Genomic DNA, 19,004 nt, shown 5'->3' with positions numbered 1-19,004 from the left:
CGGCCGATGCCTGTCCGCACCCTGCCCGCCGCCGAAGCCCTGCACCGCCTCGGCGAGTTCGACACCATCATCGACGCCCGCTCTGAAGACGAGCATGCGCTCGACCACGTGCCGGGAGCACTCAATTGGCCCAGCCTGAACAATGCCGAGCGCATCCTGGTGGGTACCATGTACAAGCAGATCGACGCCTTCGAGGCCAAAAAGCGTGGCGCGGCGCTGGCCGCTCGCAACATCGCTGCTCACATCGAGCGCGAGGTACTGGAAAAGCCGAAGAGCTGGAAACCACTGGTCTATTGCTGGCGAGGCGGCAACCGCAGCGGCGCCCTGGCCACCATTCTGGGTGCAATCGGGTTTCAGGTCACGCTGATCGAAGGGGGCTACAAAGCCTGGCGCGCCGCACTTGTGGATGACCTGCCCGCCCAGGCGCAGCGCCTGCACTACCGCGTGGTCTGCGGCCCCACCGGCAGCGGAAAGACCCGGCTGCTGCATGCGCTGGCGGCAGAAGGTGCTCAGGTGCTGGACCTGGAAGGTCTGGCCCGTCACCGCAGTTCGGTGCTCGGGCACATTCCGGGCGTGGAGCAGCCCAGCCAGAAACGCTTCGACAGCCTGGTGTGGGAAGCCCTGCAGGCCTTCGATCCGGTCTGGCCGGTGTTCGTCGAGAGCGAGAGCAAGAAGGTGGGCAACCTGCGGGTGCCCGACGCGCTCATCGACGCCATGCGCGCCAGTCCCTGCATCGACCTCCGGCTACCCGATGAAGAGCGCGTGGCGCTGCTGATGGAAGACTACGACTTTTTCATCAAGGACAGCGAGCACTTCTGCCGCCGCTTGGAGGCTCTGACCGAACTGCGCGGCAAGGTGGTGGTCGGCGAGTGGATCGACAAAGTGCGCGCCGGGCGCACACGGGAAGTCGTGCTGGACCTGCTGAAGACGCACTACGACCCGACGTATGCGGCTTCAATCGAACGCAACTTCGCGCTCTATCCGCAGGCAGTGACTTGCAGCCTTCACTCCGGCTCGGCCCAGGCGATGAGCGCCGCCGCGCGCGCCCTGCTGAGCCCGGCGGACACGCGGCCCCTCGAGGCCCGGGGCTGACCGCTCAGTTGGCGGAAGACGGACCGGAATCGGAGCCGTCGCCGGCCTCTGGCCTTTGGCTGGCATCCTGCTCATCGGCGCCGCCATCGCCGTGCGACTTGCGCTCAGCCTTGTTGCGCAGCTTCTCCTCTTTCTTCTGCTTCTTGGCGAGTTCGCGTTGGCGTTTTTCGTATCCGTAGTTGGGTGTGGCCAAGGGAATGTTTCCGAGGTTGTGGTGGTGAATTGGTCAGGTGTGAAGGGCCGCAAGGGCTTGGGCCAAGTCGGCCCTGAGATCATCGGCGCTTTCGAGACCGATGGCAAACCGCACCAGCCCACCCTTGTGCGCCCAAGGCCGGGTGCGGATGGCAGGCACGTTGTACGGCGCACAAAGGCTGATCGGTCCCGCCCAGCTCCAGCCTGGCCGAAACAGCTGCAGACGGTCACAGAAGGCATCGATCTGGGACTGGGAAAAGCGCTCGTCAAACACTACACTGAACAGGCAGGCGGCCGCCTTCGCGTCGCGTGCCCACGCCTCATGCCCCGGGGAGCCCGGCAGCGCCGGATGCAGCACCTGCACGATGCCGGGCTGGCCCTGCATCCAGGTGGCCAGCGCCCGTGTGGTCGCGTCCTGTGCCTGGTAGCGCAACGACATGGAGGTCAGGCCCCGCAGCACCAGCTCGGTGTCGTTGCCGCTGACACCCAGCCCCAGTCGCATGTGGCACATCAGCAACTGATGGTGCAGCGCGTGATCGCGCGTCACCACGGAGCCCATCAGCACGTCGGCGCCGCCGCTGGGGTACTTCGTCAGTGCCTGCATGGAGATATCGACGCCCAGGTCGAACGGGCAAAATGCAATGCCGGCACCCCAGGTGTTGTCCAGCGCAGTCAGGATGTGGCGGCCCTCCGCCCTGCCCTGACTGGCATCACGCACCACCGCTGTCAGCGCTGGAACGTCGGGGAACTCCAGCGTGATCGAACCCGGCGCCTCGATCCACACCAGGCGTGTAGCCGGCGAGAGGCGGCTCGCCAAGTCTGCTGGATCGAGCGGATCGTAGTAGCGGTGGGTGATGCCCCAATGCGAGAGCTCACCAGCCGCAAACGCCTTCCCTGGGCCATAGGCGTTGTCGGGCAGCAGCACCTCATCGCCCTGGCGCAGGAAACTCATGTCGACCAGGGTCAGTGCCGACAGGCCGCTGGGCGCCAGCACGCAGTACTGCCCGCCCTCAATGGTGGCAATGCGCTCCTCCAGCGTGAACGTGGTCGGCGTACCGTGCAGCCCGTAGGTGTAGCCGCTCTTGTCGGCCCATTCCTGCGTGCGCAGGGCGTGCACGTCCTTGAACAGCACGGTCGACGCCTTGTGCACACCGGGCGCAACGGCGTCAAAGCCCTCGGGAGGGCGGTAAGGATGGTGGATCAGTCGGGTGGAGAGGTCTGACATCGAAATCAGAGCTTCCACTTTTCCAGCAACTGCGCCGGCCGCATGCTGTCGTAGCTCTCGAACGGCTGATGGATCCAAGGGTTGGTCGGCAGGAACTCGACCGAATAGTCGGGCGTGAACACCGACACCGCCTTGGTCCAGATCACGGCGCTGCGCAGCTCTGTGATCGGCTTGTAGTGGTTCTTGAGGGTGTCGATCACGGCCTTGAGCGTGTGACCGGAATCGGCCAGATCGTCAACCAGCAGCACCTTGCCTGCAATCTCGCCTCTGGGCGTGGTGATGTAGCGTGCGATGTCGAGATTGCCCTGCTGTGTACCTGCATTGGCGCGGTAGGAGCTCGTGGACATGATCGCCAGCGGCACATCAAAAATGCGCGACAGGATGTCCCCGGGTCGCATGCCACCACGCGCCAGGCACAGGATGGTGTCGAACTCCCATCCGGACTGGTAGACCTTGAGCGCCAGCTTCTCGATCAGGTTGTGATACTCGTCGTACGAGACGTAGAGGTGTTTGCCGTCTTCGGTGAGCATGCGTGTCTTCCGTTCGTGGTCGCGGGTGGGTCATTCTGCACCAGAGCAACGAGGCTCAGGCACTGAACGGATGGTGAAGCAGGATGGTGTGATCGCGGTCCGGACTGGTCGACACCACGTGGATCGGCACGCCGGTGGTCTCCTGGATACGGTCCAGGTAGCGCTGTGCATTGACTGGCAAGTCCTCATAACGCGTCTTGCCGACCGAGCTTTCGGTCCAGCCCGGCAGGGTTTCATAGATCGGCTTGCAGCGCGAGATTTCATCGGCACCAGCGGGCAGGATGTCGATGGTTTCGCCATCCAGCTCGTAGCCGGTGCACAGCTTGAGTTCGTGCAGCCCGTCGAGCACGTCCAGCTTGGTGATGCACAGGCCGGTCAGACCATTCACCTGGGCCGAGCGCTTGAGCAGCGCGGCATCGAACCAGCCGCAGCGGCGCGAGCGCCCCGTGGTCACACCCTTCTCGGCCCCCACCGTGCTCATGTGGTACCCGGGTGTGCCAGGCACGTCCCAGTCCAGTTCTGTCGGAAAGGGGCCGCCGCCCACCCGTGTGCAATAGGCCTTGGTGATGCCCAGCATGTAGTGCAGCATCTGAGGGCCAACACCCGAGCCAGCGGCCGCATTCCCGGCGACACAGTTGCTCGATGTCACGAACGGGTAAGTGCCGTGATCGATGTCCAGCAGCGTGCCCTGGGCGCCTTCAAACAGCAGGTTGGCACCCGCCTTGTGGGCTTCGTTGAGTTCACGGGACACATCGGCGATCATGGGCTTGATCAGTTCCGCCTGGCGCATGGCCTCGTCAAAAACTGCATCGAACTGGATTTCGCCGTCCTTCATGTAACCCGCAATCTTCTCGTCCCAGGCCAGTTCGGCGGAGTGGAGAAAGGTCTTGAGTACATGGTTGTGCAGCGCCAGCAGCTCGCGGAGCTTGGTTGCGAAGCGCTCGGGGTACTTGAGGTCCATCACGCGCAATGCGCGACGGGCGATCTTGTCCTCGTAAGCCGGGCCGATGCCACGGCCCGTGGTGCCGATTTTTTCGTTGCCGGCCTTGACCTTGGCGGCCTCGCGGGCAATGTCGATCGCAGCATGGAACGGAAGGATCAGCGGGCAACCCTCGCTCACCCGCAGGCGCGAGCGCACTTCCACGCCGGCCTTTTCCAGTCCAGCGATTTCTTCAAAGAGCTTGCCCACCGAAAGCACCACACCGTTGCCGATGTAGCACTTCACGCCGGGACGCATGATGCCGCTGGGAATCAGGTGCAGAGCAGTTTTCACCCCATTGATCACCAGCGTGTGGCCAGCGTTGTGACCGCCCTGGAAACGCACGACCCCTTGTGCCGACTCGGTCAGCCAGTCCACGAGCTTACCTTTGCCTTCATCGCCCCACTGCGTACCCACGACCACCACGTTGCGTCCCGCAGAAGCGGCGCTGCTGTTCTTGCTCATTGCTTGATTCCGGTTAAAGGGATTTCACTGTCCAGGCACCCGCGCGCGCCGGATCGGGCACCAGCTCGCGGTCACAATGGAACTCGTTGACTTCATGGTCATGCCCCGGCAGGGCACAGACGACGGTGTGGCCCTGGGCCCGCAGCTCAGCGACAGCTTCTCGCAGACCGGGCTCCATGCCCCAGGGCGAACGGATGGCCGCCACCAGAGGACGCGGCTCCACCGCACCAACCAGTTCCTTGAGGTCCAGGCTGAAGCCGACCGCCGGGCGCTTGCGCCCAAAGACGGCGCCCACCTCGTCATAACGACCACCGCGCGCCAACTCCATCGCAGCGCCTTGGGGGTTGTGGGCGAACACGGCAAAGCGCATGCCGGTGTAGTAGGCGTAGCCACGCAGGTCGGCCAGGTCCACCGACACCGTCATGTCCTGCGAGGCTGCGTGGTCTGCCAGCCACTGCAGGTCGTCCAGTGCCGCCAGCAAGGCCGCCGAGGCGGTGAGAACCGTGCGGGCACGTGCGATCACGGTCGCGTCACCAAACAGGCCTGGCAACGCCATCAGGTCCTTGCGCACAGTTTCTGGCAAGGATTGGGCCAGATCGCTCAAACCGGGGACGTCCTTGCCAGCCAAGGCCGCGTGGATTGCACGCACGGTGTCGGAGGGAAGCTGAACCGGCGCCAGAACGGCGTCGATCACACGCACATCTGCCAGATCGAGCTGCAGCCGCTGAACGCCGGCGTGGCGCAAGCAGGCACGCGCCAGTTCCACCACCTCGAGATCTGCCTCCAGACCCGCATGGCCATAGATTTCGGCGCCAAACTGCAAGGGTTCGCGACTGGCCAACGGCCGGTCGATCCGGGTATGGACCACCGGTCCGCAATAGCTCAGGCGAGCCACGCCCTGCCGGTTGAGCAGATGGGCATCAATGCGGGCAACCTGCGGCGTGCTGTCGGCGCGCAACCCCAGGGAGCGGCCAGAGAGCTGATCGACCAGCTTGAAGGTCATCAGGTCCAGCGCCTCGCCGGTGCCGGTAAGCAGCGACTCCAGATGCTCGACCATTGGCGGCATCACCAGTTCGTAGCCGTACCCACGGGCGGTGTCCAGCAAGCCCCTGCGAAGTTCCTCGATGTGGCGAGCCTCGGACGGCAGGACATCGGCAATGTGATCCGGGAGGACCCAGGCAGACATGTGAAATGAAGGGGCTGTTAAAAACGCGATTTTACCGGGTGCAGCGCGAGAGTCCGACGACCGCGATCAGGCCACCCACCACCAGAGCGCCACGCCGCAGCCGAGGCAGATCAGGCCAAAAAAGCGGATCTGCCCATCGCGCATGCGCAGCATCTCGGAAAACACACGGCGCCAGACCCGGGGCGCCACAAAGGGCATCAGCCCTTCGAAGATCAGAACCAGCGCCAGCGCAGGCCAGAACAGATCAGAAAGCGAAGCCTCCACTCAGCGAGACGCCGGAGCGCCGCGCATGGCCTTGAAGAACTCCGATGACGGGTCCAGCACCATCACGTCCGACTTGCCGGCAAAGCTGGCTTTGTAGGCCTCCAAGCTGCGATAGAACTGCGCGAACGCCGGGTCCCTGCCAAACGCCTCACCATAGAGCGCAGCTGCCTTGGCATCGCCCTCGCCCTTCACCGCCTGCGCCTGTTTGTAGGCGTCGGCCAAGATCACTTCGCGCTGGCGGTCAGCGTCGGCGCGGATCTTCTCTCCCTCGGCAAAGCCGGTGGAGCGCAGCTCGTTGGCCACCCGTTTGCGCTCGGTCTCCATGCGCTGGTAGACCGATGCGGTGATGCTCTCTGCATAGTCCACGCGGGTGATGCGCACATCGACCACATCCATGCCCCAAGGCTTTTCAGCACCAGCAACCGCGCGCAACACCTCGCGCTTGACGTCCTCCATCAGCTCCTCACGACGGCTGGACAGCAGCTCGTTGAGCGTGCGCTTGTTGACCTCTTGCTGGAAGGAGTTGCGCACCACTCGGTTCAGCTGCAGGGCGCCAGCGCTTTCATTCAATCCGACGTTGCGGATGTACTGCTGCGGCTCACTGATGCGCCAACGCACATACCAATCGATCACCACGCGCTGCTTTTCCGCCGTCAGCGTCGGTTCAGCGTCGCTGCTCTCCAGCGTCAGCAGCCGCTTGTCGATGTAGGACACGTTCTGGACCAGCGGGATTTTCCAACCCAGCCCCGGCTCGGTCACGACCTTCTTGATCTCTCCCAGCTGGAACACCACGCCAAACTGCCGCTGGTCCACCACGAAGAAGGTGGCACTGAGAAACGCCAGAGCCACCAAAAACGAGGTGACGATAAATCCAAGCTTGTTCATGTCTCGAAATCTCCGGACGTCTTGCTTCAGCGGCTCTCACGCTCGCGCGAGCGGGCATTGCTGTTGTTCGTGGTGGCAGGCGCCGGTACTGGCGAGCTGGTCACGGGAGGCGTCGCCGCAGAGGATGCTGCGGGCGACTGGGCAACCTGCTGCATCAACTTGTCCAGCGGCAGGTACAACAGGTTCGAGCCCGCCTTGCTGTCGACCATCACCTTGGTGACATTCGAGTAGATGTCGGACATGGCATCGAGATACATGCGGTCGCGCGTCACCTGGGGTGCCTTCTGGTACTCGGCCAGCACGGCGCGGAAACGCTGGGCATCACCATCGGCCTGGCCGACGATGCGCGCACGGTAGCCCTCCGCCTCTGCAGCCAGTCGAGAGGCTGCGCCGCGGGCCCTCGGCACGACATCGTTGGCATAGGCCTGGGCTTCATTTTTGGCTCGGTCGCGCTCCTGACTGGCCTTGAGCACGTCGTCAAAGGCTGCCTGCACCTGCTCGGGTGGCCTCACATGAGTCAGGTTGACGCCTTCGACCACCACACCCACCTTGTACCGGTCCAGGATGGTTTGCATCAGCGTTCGCACCCTTGGAGCGATCTGGTCACGCTCTTCGACCAGTGCGGCGTCCATCTTCATCTTGCCGACCACCTCGCGAACCGCAGTTTCAGCGGCCTTCACCACCGCAGACTCCGGATCGCGGCTTTCGAACAGGTAGGCCCGGGCATCGCTGAGGCGGAACTGCACGACCAGCTTGATGTCGACAATGTTCTCGTCGGCGGTCAGCATGGACGACTCCCGCAGGCCGGTGGCAGGCACGATGGCGTCGCGCCCCACGTCCACGGAACGCAACTGGGTTACTGCCACTGTCTCATGGCGCTCAATTGGGTACGGCATGCGCCAGCTGATACCTGCCCCCACCGTGTTGCTGTACTTGCCGAAACGCGTGATGACCGCCTGCTGGCCTTCCTGCACGATGAAGAAGCCTGTACCCAGCCATATCAGCAGTGCCACCAGACCGATCAGGCCAGCGCCGATACCAGCCGACTTGGGGCTTGGGTTGAAGCCCGGAGTGCCTCCACCGTTGCCACCGCGATTCCCGCCGCCTTTTCCACCCAGCAAACCACCCAGCTTGCGGTTGAAGTCGCGCCAGAGCTCGTCCAGGTCCGGCGGCCCCTGGTTGGGACCCTGGGGACGCTGCCCACGGGGCTGGAACTCGTCTTTTTCACCGGGCTTGGGATCGGAGTCGCCGCGCTGAGGCTCATCGCCTCTTCCCCAGCGGGGGTCGTTCAGGTTGAACACACCCAGCAGCTTCGCCCGCCAACCCGGATGGCCCCCGGCACCAGGACGGCCGGAGGGGGATTCCATATTCACATTCATGGATGGTCAACTCTTGTTTCGGATCAAAACCACATTGTGCCCAATCAGGGCGCCGGATCGTCGGAGGGGACATCTTCCGCGGGCGACTCACCGCCGGCGACACGCTCCAGCACGATCGAAGCCAGCAAGGCCCTCAACTCCGGCAAGCCCGTACCTGCCAGCGCGCTAACGAAGATACGAGGCACGCTCTGGCCGTCGAGTTCCATAGCGTCCTGCAGCACACGGGGTGCACTGGCCGGATCCATGGCATCGAGCTTGTTGAAAACCAGTATCTGTGGCACCTCGCTTGCCCCGATGTCCTGCAGGACACCTTGCACCGATGCAATCTGTTCCAGATGCGATGGGTTGGATGCATCAACCACATGCAGCAGCAGATCGGCATCAGCCGCCTCCTGCAGCGTCGCAGCGAAGGCATCCACCAGCCCGTGTGGCAGGTCGCGAATGAAGCCCACCGTGTCCGACAGCGACACCGACCGCCCCGCTTCACCGAGATACAGCTGCCGAGTGGTGGTGTCCAGAGTGGCGAACAACTGATCGGCGGCGTAGGCGCGCGCTTTTACCAGCGCATTGAACATCGAGGACTTGCCAGCGTTGGTGTATCCCACCAACGAGATGGCAAACGCATCGCGCCGCTCGCGCTGCCTGCGCTGGGTCGCGCGCTGCTTTTTGACTTTCTCCAGCCGGTCCTTGGTCCGCTTGATGGCGTCGGCGATCATCCGGCGGTCCAGTTCGATCTGCGTTTCACCCGGACCGCCCCGCATGCCAATGCCGCCGCTCTGGCGCTCCAAGTGGGTCCAGCGCCGGACCAGACGAGTCGAGAGGTACTGAAGACGTGCCAGCTCCACTTGGAGCTTGCCCTCGTGGCTGCGGGCGCGCTGAGCAAAAATCTGAAGGATCAGCAGGGTCCGGTCATTGACCGGCAGACCGAGCGCCCGCTCGAGGTTGCGCTGCTGGGCCGGACTCAGGGCCTGGTCGAACAGCACCTCACTGGCACCCGTGGCCTGTGCCAGCATCCTGATTTCTTCCGCCTTGCCAGAACCAACAAACAATGCAGGGTCCGGCGCCTTGCGCTTGCATGTGACACGATCCGCAACAGCAAAGCCTGCCGTCTTCGCCAGCAGGCCGAGCTCTTCAAGTGAGTGATCGAAGTGGGGCAGACCGAAGTCCACCCCCACAAGGACAACCGACGGATGCGCCGGTGCGGTGGTACCCGAGGGGATCAAGAGCCGGAGGATTCGTCCGCACCGACGGCGGAGAACTGGACCGGGCGACCCGGAACTATGGTGGAAATCGCGTGCTTGTACACCATCTGGGTCACGGTGTTGCGAAGCAGAACGACATACTGATCAAACGATTCGATCTGCCCCTGCAGCTTGATCCCGTTCACCAAGTAGATGGAAACGGGCACATGCTCCCGACGCAACTGGTTCAGGAAGGGGTCTTGCAAGAGCTGGCCTTTGTTATTGCTCACGATATGCTCCGTGTTCAAAAATGAAGTGGATAAGGAGCCGCACCATACCACACCGGTGGCGCGGGCAGGAAGACGCCCGAGCGGACCTATTCCTTGAAGGGATTGTCAGAGGTCTTGAACTCGATCCGCAACGGCGTTCCGACCAGATCGAACGCCTTGCGGAAGCGCCCTTCCAGAAAACGCTTGTAGGCGTCTGACACATGCTCCAGCGAGTTGCCGTGGATCACGATCACCGGCGGATTCATGCCACCCTGGTGGGCGTAACGCATTTTGGGCCGGTACATGCCCACCTTCTGAGGCGACTGAAAGGCCACCGCCTCCTGGAGCAGACGGGTCAGCATGGGCGTCGGCATTTTGCGCATAGCCGAAGCCTGAGCCTGCACGATGGACTTCCAGACAGGGCCAAGCCCCTGGCGCTTGCGCGCCGAAATCAAGTGCAGGGAAGCAAACTTGAGAAACGCCAGCCGGGTTTCGATCTGCCGTTCGATCTGCTCACGCTGGTAGCTGTCCACAGCGTCCCATTTGTTGATCGCCAGTACCACAGCCCTCCCACTTTCGAGGATGTATCCAGCGATGTGGGCATCCTGATCGGTCACCCCCTGCGTGGCATCGAGCAGCAGGAGCACCACATGGGCGCTTTCGATGGCCTGCAAGGTCTTGACGACCGAGAACTTTTCGATCGCCTCGAACACCCTGCCCTTGCGGCGCAAGCCGGCGGTATCGATCAGTTCGAACTTCTTCCCGTCGCGCTCGAACGGCACGGAAATCGCGTCGCGTGTGGTTCCTGGAAGGTCGAAAGCCACAAGACGCTCTTCACCCAGCCAAGCGTTGATCAGGGTCGACTTGCCGACATTGGGTCGGCCAGCCACCGCCAGTCGGATCACCCCGTCCACCGGCTCCGCCACATCCTCGTCGTCCTCCGAGAACCCTGGAATGGCGTCCAATGCCTTCTCCAGCATGCCTCGCACACCCTGCCCGTGGGCACTCGACACCGGCAGCACCTCTCCCTGCCCGAGCTCGAAGAACTCGGCCAGCTGCACACCTTGTGTCATGCCTTCGGCCTTGTTCGCCACCAAAATGGTGGGCTTGCCCAAGCGGCGCAGGTACTGCGCGATTTCATGGTCCTGCGCACTTAGTCCAGCGCGCGCGTCGACAACGAACAACACCACGTCGGACTCCGCCACGGCCTGGCGGGTCTGCTTGGCCATCTCGCGATAGATACCCTCGCTGGCATCGGGCTCGAAGCCACCGGTGTCGATGACGATGTACTCGCGCTTGCCCAGATGCCCGTTTCCGTAGTGGCGGTCGCGCGTCAGCCCCGCGAAGTCGGCCACGATGGCGTCGCGGGTACCGGTCAGCCGGTTGAACAGGGTGGATTTGCCCACATTGGGCCGCCCCACCAGGGCGATCACGGGTTTCACGAACAGGTGCTTTCGATCAGCTCACCCAGAGGGCGAATGGACAATTTATTGCGAGCGCCAGGCAAACACGCCGCCGTTGCGAGTCTGGACCACCAGCGCAGGACCGGACAGCACCGGCTGGGCAAGCACGGCCGATCCGTCAGTGCTGAGACGGGTGAGCTCGCTGCCATCCGCCGTCGACAGAAGGTGCACCTGGCCGGACTGGTCACCCACCACCAACAGCCTGCCCAGAACCAGCGGGGCCGTCAGATCCCGGAACTTGAGGCGGTCCAACTCCCAGCCTTTTTCCCCGTTGGCCCGTTGCCAGACCAGCACCCGACCATCCGATTCGGTCCCGGCGACCCACTGTGCGTCCCCGTGCACGCCCACCACACCCTGTGCAGTCTTGTTCCAGACGGAACGACCGGTGGCGGTGTCCACACAGGCCACCGAAGAGTTGTACGCGCGCGCACACACGCTGGCACCCTCTCTGCTCACAGGGCCGACCAGGTCCACCAGACGCTCCACCTCGTTGGTGCCGCGGGAGTTGGCCACCGGAACGTCCCACCGGGGAGTCCCGTTGTCCGGATTCAGCCCCACCAACCGACCCGACAGTCCAGCGACCAGCGTATCTCCCACGGCCAACAAGACCCCACCCTGCCGAAGCACCAAGGGCTCACCCGGGCGGCTTTGCGTCCACAACTTCGCGCCAATGCGACCGTCGAATGCCAGCACACTGCGATCGGCCGTCAACACAAACACCCGCCTGCCCGCGACCAGAGGTGACGTGTAGGAGGCGGCGGGAAGTTGCACACGCCAGAGTTCCCGTCCCTCCGCCATGGCCACGAGCTGGTGCCCCTGGGTCACCACGGCGACCACCTCCCCATCGCTTCCAGCGCCGGTCGACAAAGGCGTGTTGAGGTTCATCCTCCAGACGTCGCGGCCGGAAGTGGCATCGACCACCGCCACAGTGCCAGACCCACCCGCCAGGTAAACCCGCCCCTGATGAGCAAAGGGCGCAAGCGTGAGCGCCGATGCGCCCACCTGTGTGGACCAGATCAGCTGTGCCGATGCACGATTCGCCGGCGGTGGCAACTCGGCCGGCTTGACCTTGGCCGGACCTGATGAGCATGCAGCGAGCACCAGCAGAGCGACCGCCGCTGCCAGCCGCTTCACCGCAATGACAGAACCCAGGGGCACCGGCTTCACTGCGCCACCCCACCCGCCGGGGACGGCGACACGTTCACGCCCAGCGCTGCCAGCTTGACTTGCACCAGCTGTCGATACTCAGTGCGCTCGCTCATGGTGTCCCATGCCTTCTGGTACTGGGCTTTGGCTTCGTCGGCCTTGCCCTGCGCCATCAGCACATCACCCCGGCGGTCGGCAGCAAGCGCGGCGTAGGCCTCGGGCATCGGCGCCTCCAGCGCCTTCAGCGCCTCGTCGTAGGCCTGGGCCTGCAGAAGCACCCCAGCCAGCCGCAGGCGCGCCACCGCCTTGTAGGAGTCATCAGCGCTACTGTCAGCCGCCCAGGACAAAGCGGCTTTGGCCCCATCGGGCTTGCCTGCCTCGAACAGGCTCTGAGCAGCAAGCATGGCCCCCTGCGCGGCGAAACTGGTGCCACCGAACTTGTCCTTCATGTCAGCCAGCGCGCGCTCGATTTTTTCGGCGTCGCGCGCATCGGCAGCTCGTTCGATTTCGTCGTACAGCGCCGCCGCCTTGATCGATTGATTGCGCTGCCACCAGTTCCAGCCATTCCAGGCAGCAAACCCGCCGAGCACCACGATCAGTGCCCACGTGATCAGGTTGCCGTACTGCGCCCAGAAGTGCTTGAGCTGGTCGATCTGTTCCTGCTCTTCAAGGTCTAAATGAGTGGCCATGGCTGTCGTTTGGTTGAAGTGGTCGGATTGTAGGTGGTGGGGTCGGGCTCCAGCCCCGGTCAGGCGCCGCGCAGTCCCGGCCCCCAAGCGGCCACATCCGCCAATGGCTGCAGCTGCTGTCCAGTCTCGGCGGCCCGGTCACCACGCAGGGACTTGACCGCCACCATGCCCTGCTCCAGCTCCTGGGAGCCAAACACCAGCGCATAGCGAGCGCCGCTCGCGTCGGCCTTCTTGAACTGGGACTTCATGCTGCCCATGCCCTCGGCGCCCCCCGCATGCATCGCTACCGACACTCGCAGGGTGCGCAACTGGCGCAGCAGTGGCATGGCTACCGACAAGGCGGCTGCATCCGGAATCACCGCGTAGGCATCAGGCGCAGCGGGCACGGGCAGCTTGCCCTGCTCCTTGAGCAGCTCCAGAATGCGCTCCATGCCCAGCGCCCAGCCCACTGCCGGCGCCGGCTTGCCGCCGATCTGCTCGAACAGGCCGTCGTAGCGCCCTCCGGCACACACGGTGCCCTGCGATCCGAGCTGGGTGGTCACGAACTCGAACACCGAGAGGTTGTAGTAATCCATACCGCGCACCAGGCGCGGGTTGATCCGGTAAGCAATGCCCTGGGCATCCAGCAGCGCCCGCAGGCGGTTGAAGTGGTCGAGGGACTCGGCGCCCAGGAAGGCCATGAGGTGGGGCGCACCATTGACCATCGCCTGCATCGCCGGGTTTTTGGTGTCCAGGATGCGCAAAGGGTTGGAGTGCAGACGGCGTCGGGCGTCCTCATCCAGCAGATCTGCGTGCTCCTCCAGATAGCTGATGAGCGCCTGTCGGTGAGCCAGGCGTTCGGCCGGCTGCCCGAGGCTGTTGATCTCCAGCTCGATACCCTCCAGACCCAGCTCGGCCCACAGGTCGCAGGCCATCACGATCAGCTCCACGTCGACATCGGGCCCGGCAAACCCGAGCGCCTCGGCACCGAACTGGTGAAACTGGCGGTAGCGGCCGCGCTGAGGGCGCTCGTGACGGAACATCGGACCCATGTAGTAAAGGCGCTTGCCGCCGTCGTAGAGCATCGAGTGCTCGACCGCGGCACGCACCACACCCGCAGTGTTTTCCGGGCGCAGGGTCAGCTGCTCGCCATTGAGGCGATCTTCGAAGGAGTACATCTCCTTCTCAACGATGTCGGTGACCTCGCCAAGGCCCCGTATGAACAGGGCCGTCGGCTCCACGATGGGGGTGCGCACATTGCGGTAGCCGTAGCGGCGCATCAGCGACCGCAGTGTGTCCTCCAGCCACTCCCAGTGCGCGGACACCGGAGGTGCAATGTCGTTCATGCCTTTGACGGCGCTCAGTTTCTCTGCCATGGATCTGCTTCGCAATGTGGGGCGGCACGTGCTGCCGTCGGCTCAGGCGGCGGCGCCGAACCGCTTCTGGATGTAGTTTTCGACGATCTGCTGGAACTCGATGGCGATGGCTTCGCCCCGCAAGGTCATCGCCTTCTGGCCGTCGATGAACACCGGCGCTGCAGGCGCCTCACCGGTTCCGGGCAGGCTGATGCCGATGTCGGCGTGTTTGCTTTCGCCCGGGCCATTGACGATACAGCCCATCACGGCGACCTTCATGTTCTCCACGCCCGGGTAAAGTGCGCGCCAGACCGGCATCGAGGCCCGCAGGAAATCGTCGATCTGCTTGGCCAGTTCCTGGAAAGTGGTACTTGTGGTGCGGCCGCAACCCGGACAGGCCGTGACGCTGGGCACGAACGTGCGCAGGCCCAGTGCCTGAAGAATCTCGGAGGCCACCACGACTTCCTGCGTCCGTGCCTCACCAGGCTGCGGAGTCAGCGACACACGGATGGTGTCGCCGATGCCCTGCTGCAGCAAAACAGACAGCGCCGCGGTGGAGGCCACGCTGCCTTTCACCCCCATGCCGGCCTCGGTCAGGCCCAGATGCAGCACATGGTCGGTGCGGCGCGCCAGTTCCTGATACACCGCAATCAGATCCTGCACCCCCGACACCTTGCAGGACAGCATGATGTTGTTGCGATTCAGGCCGATCTCCTCGGCACGCTGGGCCGATTCGAGCGCCGACGTGATCAGCGCCTCATACATCACTTGGCGCGCATCCCACGGTTCGGCCCGGCGCGCGTTGTCGTCCATCAGACGGGCCAGCAGGTCCTGATCCAGGCTGCCCCAGTTCACGCCGATGCGGATCGCCTTGTCGTGCCGGGCAGCAATCTCGACCATCTGGGCGAACTGCCGGTCGCCCTTGTCGCCGCGCCCTACGTTGCCTGGATTGATCCGGTACTTGGACAGCGCCTCGGCACAGGCCGGGTGATCGGTCAGCAGGCGATGGCCGTTGTAATGGAAGTCACCAATCAGCGGCACATGGATGCCCATGCGGTCCAGCTGCTCGCGGATGTGCGGTACAGCCTGCGCCGCTTCGTCGTTATTGACCGTGATCCGCACCAGTTCAGAACCTGCTAGCGCCAGCTCCTTGACCTGAATGGCGGTCCCGATGGCGTCGGCGGTGTCGGTGTTGGTCATGGACTGCACACGCACCGGTGCACCACCACCGACAGAGACCTCGTGATCGCCCCACCTCACCACGCCGGGGCGGCTGTGCCGCACACGCGGTGCGCTGACGGCAATGGGCTGCGGCTCTGCGGGATGTACTCGACCAGATGGGATGGCTGTGAGCATGGTCATTTCACCTGGAAGCGCGCCACGCTGTTGCGTGCGAGAGGCATCACATCAAAACTCTGGCCCCGCACCGTCACCTGGACCGCGTCGGCCCGGCCGACCACCACCGAGTAAGGCGGTGAAGCCGAAAAGTCCAGCGAATCGCCAGGTTTGAGCATGCGCTGCACCTGGGACACGCCCTTGCCGTCCACCACCTCAACCCACGATGCACCGACCGCCTGAATGCGCAAGAGCGCAGCGTCAGCGACATCCGCCGGCTTGGTCTGCTCTGCAACTGCGTCGGGCGCCGGCGCAGCAGCAGGGCTCGCTGCCGTCGCCGGGTCGGCTGGCGCAGCAACCGCCTGCGTTCCAACCGCTGAGGTTTCAGCGGTCGCCGCTGGAGGGGGCAACGACACCTCTGGTCCAGGCTCAACCCGTTCCGGCGCAGCGCCCCCTGTAGGCGGTGTCACTTGCCGGAACTGATCAATCGTTGGCCCCCAGTCAGGTGCCAACAACAGGCCTGCGGCGGCCAGCACCAACAGGAGCGAAGCCAGCACAGCAGGCCTCCGCAGCCACTCGACAGAGGGAGTTGTCGCACCCTCCTGGGCAGGCTTGAAGGGTGCGTTGATGGTGTTCGGCGTATCGCCGAGGGCAGGTGTACGGCCGAAAGGAATCTGTTCCAGCACGGGCCCTGGGTCGACCTTCAGATGCCGGCAGGCGCTGGACGCGAGCGCCCGGGCAAATGTCAGATCAGGCAACTCCTCATACCGCCCGGCCTCCAGCGCCTCCAGCTTTTTGACAGGCACCTTGAGCGCTGCCGCCAGCGCAGCAATGTGCAGGCCGGCCGCCTCTCTCGACTGCTGCAGCAGCACCGGCCGCATCCAGGTCGCATCCTGGGACATGGACGCCTCACTCATTGAAAGCCCCTCGCTGGTAGGACGCCCACTCCTTGGAGCGAGGGAACCGGCGCTGCAGCTGCTGGGCCAGTTGCTCAACCACCTGGACGTTGTTGAGCCTGCGCTCAATCTTGATACCGAGCCACAGGGTCTCGGAGTTGGCCTGTTCGGAGTTGTTGATGCGACGGATCACAAACTGCGCCTTGGTGAATTCGCCCCTGAGATATTCCAGATTCGCGAGGTTGTATCCCACGAAGGGATTGGCCGGATCGAGTTCGTACGACCGTGCGAAGCTGGCTTCCGCCTCGGCAGCCTGCCCCATGCGCAACTGGCAGGTACCCTGCATCATCAGGGTCTTGGCCTGGTTGACGTACAAGGGATTGGACAACGCGCTGCGGAACAGTTGCACGCCCTCGGCGTACCGCTGCCGCTGACAGAGAAACACGCCGTAGTTGTGCATGGCATCGGCGTCGCGCGGATTGATCTGCAATGCACGACGGAAGCTCTCTTCTGCCAGCGCCGGCTCGTTCAACCTCATGTACACCAGCCCGCGCAGCGAATAAGCAGGCCCGAAGCTGGGGTCGGCTGCCAGGGACTGCTTGATCTGGTCGAGGGCCACTGAGGTCTGTCCCTGCTCGAAATAGCCCGCCGCCAGCTCCAACCGCAGCCTTGCTCGCTTGCGCCCCTCGGGCTCATCCGATTCTGTGATGGGCTCGGTACCTGTACCCGCGTTGGCGTTGGCGTTGGGACCTCCTGACGTGGCCGTGGCAGCGCAGCCCCCCAGGCCCGACAAGACTCCCAGCAGCAGGAGCATCCCCAGAGCACGAACCAGCCATGCAGACCGACCAACCTGCGGGGCCGGTACGGGCAGAGTCTCTGATCGCGCGCTGAAGTCGGTCATGCCTGTCATTCCTTGGCTGGGTGCACAAATCGGATGGGTTGGGCCGCGGCGATCCGCCTGGCGACCTGGGTTCGGTCCATCACGTCTCCGGCCAGCTGGCCGCAGGCGGCATCGATGTCGTCACCACGCGTCTTTCGCACGGTGGTCACGATGCCAGCCTCACTGAGGGTCCTGGCGAACGCCTGCACCACAGGACGCGGCGAACACTTCAGGCCGGAGTCGGGAAACGGGTTGAAGGGTATCAGGTTGAATTTGCACGGCACACCCTGACCGCCGTGATGCCGCACCAGGTCCAACAATTGCGCGGCGTGTTCGGGCTGGTCATTGACCCCGTCCAGCATGCAGTACTCGAAGGTGATGAAGTCGCGCGGCGCGGCCGGCAGATAGCGCAAGCAGGCGTCCAGCAGCTCGGCAATCGGGTACTTGCGGTTGATGGGAACCAGCACGTCACGCAGTTGGTCGTTGGGTGCATGAAGGGACACCGCCAGCGCCACCGGGCAGTCCTTGGCCAGACGATCGATCATGGGCACCACGCCCGACGTCGATACCGTGACGCGACGCCTTGAAAGCCCGTAGCCATGGTCGTCCAGCATCGCCCTCAACGCCGGCACCAGGGCGCTGTAGTTCTGCAGGGGCTCGCCCATGCCCATCATCACCACGTTGGTGACCACACGCTCGGACGATTTCAGGTGCTGGCGCAGAAAGTGCTCGGCATGCCAGAGCTGGGCGAGAATTTCTCCGGTCGTCAGATTGCGGGAGAAGCCCTGATGCCCGGTGGAGCAAAAGCGGCAACCCACGGCACAGCCCGCCTGGGAGGACACGCACAGCGTGCCGCGGTCGTCTTCGGGGATGAACACGGTCTCGACGGCGTTGCCATCGCCCACATCGAACAGCCACTTGATGGTGCCGTCGGCCGAGTCCTGGCGCGAGAGCACCGGCAGGCCGGAGATGGAACAGACCGATGGGAGCTTTTCACGCAGGCTTTTGGCGAGATCGCTCATCTCGTCAAACCGCGACGCCCCCTTCTGATGAATCCAGCGAAACAGCTGGACGGCGCGAAAGCGCTTTTCGCCCAGCTGTTCGCAAAAGGCGGTCAGGCCCTCGAGATCGAAGTCGAGCAGGTTGACCGTCATGATGGCATGGTCCGCCCGCGATCAGCGCGAGTAGACGTTCATGCCGGGGAAGAAGAAAGCCACTTCCACGGCAGCGGTTTCGGGGGCGTCAGAGCCGTGCACGGCGTTGGCGTCGATGCTGTCGGCAAAGTCGGCGCGGATGGTGCCGGCGGCGGCCTTCTTGGGATCGGTGGCGCCCATCAGGTCACGGTTCTTGAGGATGGCCCCTTCGCCTTCCAGGACCTGGATCATCACAGGGCCGGAGATCATGAAGCTGACCAGATCCTTGAAGAACGGACGCTCCTTGTGCACGGCGTAGAACTGCTCGGCTTCGCGCTGCGAGAGGTGGGCCATCCGGGCGGCCACCACCTTCAGGCCAGCTGCTTCGAAACGGGCATAGATCTGGCCGATGACGTTCTTGGCAACGGCGTCGGGCTTGATGATGGAGAGGGTACGTTCGATGGCCATGATGGTCCTTGGA

At 64.0% G+C, this 19,004-nt stretch carries 20 protein-coding genes; 1 reads left to right on the top strand and 19 read right to left on the bottom strand.

Features of this window, described 5'->3' with window-relative positions:
* The first annotated feature begins 6 nt into the window (after positions 1-6).
* A complete protein-coding gene (gene mnmH / locus ACFOPI_RS08795; RefSeq protein WP_382173004.1) occupies positions 7-1,092 on the top strand; it encodes a tRNA 2-selenouridine(34) synthase MnmH in 1,086 nt (361 codons plus the stop codon).
* A gap of 4 nt (positions 1,093-1,096) precedes the next feature.
* Here mnmH and ACFOPI_RS08790 read toward each other — a convergent pair whose 3' ends face one another.
* The 19 genes from ACFOPI_RS08790 to ndk all read right to left on the bottom strand — a co-directional run bounded on the left by ACFOPI_RS08790 (position 1,097) and on the right by ndk (position 18,991).
* Positions 1,097-1,285 (bottom strand): hypothetical protein, encoded by a 189-nt coding sequence (locus ACFOPI_RS08790; RefSeq protein WP_382173003.1) that lies wholly within the window; start codon positions 1,283-1,285, stop codon positions 1,097-1,099.
* Between the two features lie 33 nt (positions 1,286-1,318).
* Positions 1,319-2,509, bottom strand: coding sequence for a PLP-dependent transferase (locus ACFOPI_RS08785; protein ID WP_382173001.1), 1,191 nt, complete (start codon positions 2,507-2,509; stop codon positions 1,319-1,321).
* A gap of 5 nt (positions 2,510-2,514) precedes the next feature.
* A complete protein-coding gene (locus tag ACFOPI_RS08780; protein WP_382173000.1) occupies positions 2,515-3,039 on the bottom strand; it encodes a phosphoribosyltransferase in 525 nt (174 codons plus the stop codon).
* Positions 3,040-3,094: 55 nt separating this feature from the next.
* Positions 3,095-4,483: an adenylosuccinate synthase gene (locus tag ACFOPI_RS08775; RefSeq protein WP_382172998.1), complete on the bottom strand. Its 1,389-nt coding sequence runs from the start codon at positions 4,481-4,483 to the stop codon at positions 3,095-3,097.
* Positions 4,484-4,496: 13 nt separating this feature from the next.
* A complete protein-coding gene (locus ACFOPI_RS08770) occupies positions 4,497-5,669 on the bottom strand; it encodes an ATP phosphoribosyltransferase regulatory subunit (protein WP_382172996.1) in 1,173 nt (390 codons plus the stop codon).
* Between the two features lie 66 nt (positions 5,670-5,735).
* A complete protein-coding gene (locus tag ACFOPI_RS08765) occupies positions 5,736-5,933 on the bottom strand; it encodes a DUF2065 domain-containing protein (RefSeq protein WP_382172995.1) in 198 nt (65 codons plus the stop codon).
* A complete protein-coding gene (hflC, locus tag ACFOPI_RS08760) occupies positions 5,934-6,818 on the bottom strand; it encodes a protease modulator HflC (protein WP_382172994.1) in 885 nt (294 codons plus the stop codon).
* Positions 6,819-6,844: 26 nt separating this feature from the next.
* The gene (gene hflK / locus ACFOPI_RS08755; RefSeq protein ID WP_382172992.1) at positions 6,845-8,185 is read right to left on the bottom strand and encodes an FtsH protease activity modulator HflK; all 1,341 of its coding nucleotides are present in this window, start codon (positions 8,183-8,185) and stop codon (positions 6,845-6,847) included.
* Between the two features lie 56 nt (positions 8,186-8,241).
* Positions 8,242-9,420 carry a GTPase HflX gene (hflX, locus tag ACFOPI_RS08750; protein ID WP_449272016.1) on the bottom strand — a complete coding sequence of 393 codons (1,179 nt, stop codon included), beginning with the start codon at positions 9,418-9,420 and terminating at the stop codon, positions 8,242-8,244.
* Positions 9,417-9,668: an RNA chaperone Hfq gene (gene hfq / locus ACFOPI_RS08745; RefSeq protein WP_066154195.1), complete on the bottom strand. Its 252-nt coding sequence runs from the start codon at positions 9,666-9,668 to the stop codon at positions 9,417-9,419. The genes hflX and hfq overlap by 4 nt, the downstream gene beginning before the upstream one ends.
* Before the next feature lie 86 nt (positions 9,669-9,754).
* Positions 9,755-11,089 carry a ribosome biogenesis GTPase Der gene (gene der, locus ACFOPI_RS08740; protein ID WP_382172990.1) on the bottom strand — a complete coding sequence of 445 codons (1,335 nt, stop codon included), beginning with the start codon at positions 11,087-11,089 and terminating at the stop codon, positions 9,755-9,757.
* 45 nt (positions 11,090-11,134) lie between these two features.
* The gene (gene bamB, locus ACFOPI_RS08735) at positions 11,135-12,277 is read right to left on the bottom strand and encodes an outer membrane protein assembly factor BamB (protein WP_382172988.1); all 1,143 of its coding nucleotides are present in this window, start codon (positions 12,275-12,277) and stop codon (positions 11,135-11,137) included.
* On the bottom strand, positions 12,274-12,945 hold the full coding sequence (locus ACFOPI_RS08730; RefSeq protein ID WP_382172987.1) for a YfgM family protein: 672 nt from the start codon (positions 12,943-12,945) through the stop codon (positions 12,274-12,276). The genes bamB and ACFOPI_RS08730 overlap by 4 nt, the downstream gene beginning before the upstream one ends.
* Positions 12,946-13,004: 59 nt before the next feature.
* Positions 13,005-14,300: a histidine--tRNA ligase gene (gene hisS / locus ACFOPI_RS08725; RefSeq protein WP_382172985.1), complete on the bottom strand. Its 1,296-nt coding sequence runs from the start codon at positions 14,298-14,300 to the stop codon at positions 13,005-13,007.
* Between the two features lie 42 nt (positions 14,301-14,342).
* Positions 14,343-15,635 (bottom strand): flavodoxin-dependent (E)-4-hydroxy-3-methylbut-2-enyl-diphosphate synthase, encoded by a 1,293-nt coding sequence (ispG, locus tag ACFOPI_RS08720; RefSeq protein WP_382172984.1) that lies wholly within the window; start codon positions 15,633-15,635, stop codon positions 14,343-14,345.
* Between the two features lie 2 nt (positions 15,636-15,637).
* The gene (locus ACFOPI_RS08715) at positions 15,638-16,516 is read right to left on the bottom strand and encodes a helix-turn-helix domain-containing protein (protein ID WP_382172983.1); all 879 of its coding nucleotides are present in this window, start codon (positions 16,514-16,516) and stop codon (positions 15,638-15,640) included.
* Positions 16,517-16,523: 7 nt separating this feature from the next.
* Positions 16,524-17,411 carry a type IV pilus biogenesis/stability protein PilW gene (gene pilW / locus ACFOPI_RS08710; protein ID WP_382172981.1) on the bottom strand — a complete coding sequence of 296 codons (888 nt, stop codon included), beginning with the start codon at positions 17,409-17,411 and terminating at the stop codon, positions 16,524-16,526.
* Positions 17,412-17,416: 5 nt separating this feature from the next.
* Complete coding sequence (rlmN, locus tag ACFOPI_RS08705; RefSeq protein ID WP_382172979.1) at positions 17,417-18,544, bottom strand: 23S rRNA (adenine(2503)-C(2))-methyltransferase RlmN; 1,128 nt, start codon at positions 18,542-18,544, stop codon at positions 17,417-17,419.
* 21 nt (positions 18,545-18,565) lie between these two features.
* Positions 18,566-18,991, bottom strand: coding sequence for a nucleoside-diphosphate kinase (gene ndk / locus ACFOPI_RS08700; RefSeq protein ID WP_066154216.1), 426 nt, complete (start codon positions 18,989-18,991; stop codon positions 18,566-18,568).
* Positions 18,992-19,004 lie beyond the last annotated feature (13 nt).

Origin of the sequence: Hydrogenophaga luteola, from assembly GCF_042648585.1 — a bacterium.
Lineage (GTDB): Bacteria > Pseudomonadota > Gammaproteobacteria > Burkholderiales > Burkholderiaceae_C > Hydrogenophaga > Hydrogenophaga luteola.
The sequence above is the reverse complement of the archived record's forward strand: the minus strand, read 5'-3'. Positions and strand labels throughout refer to the sequence as shown.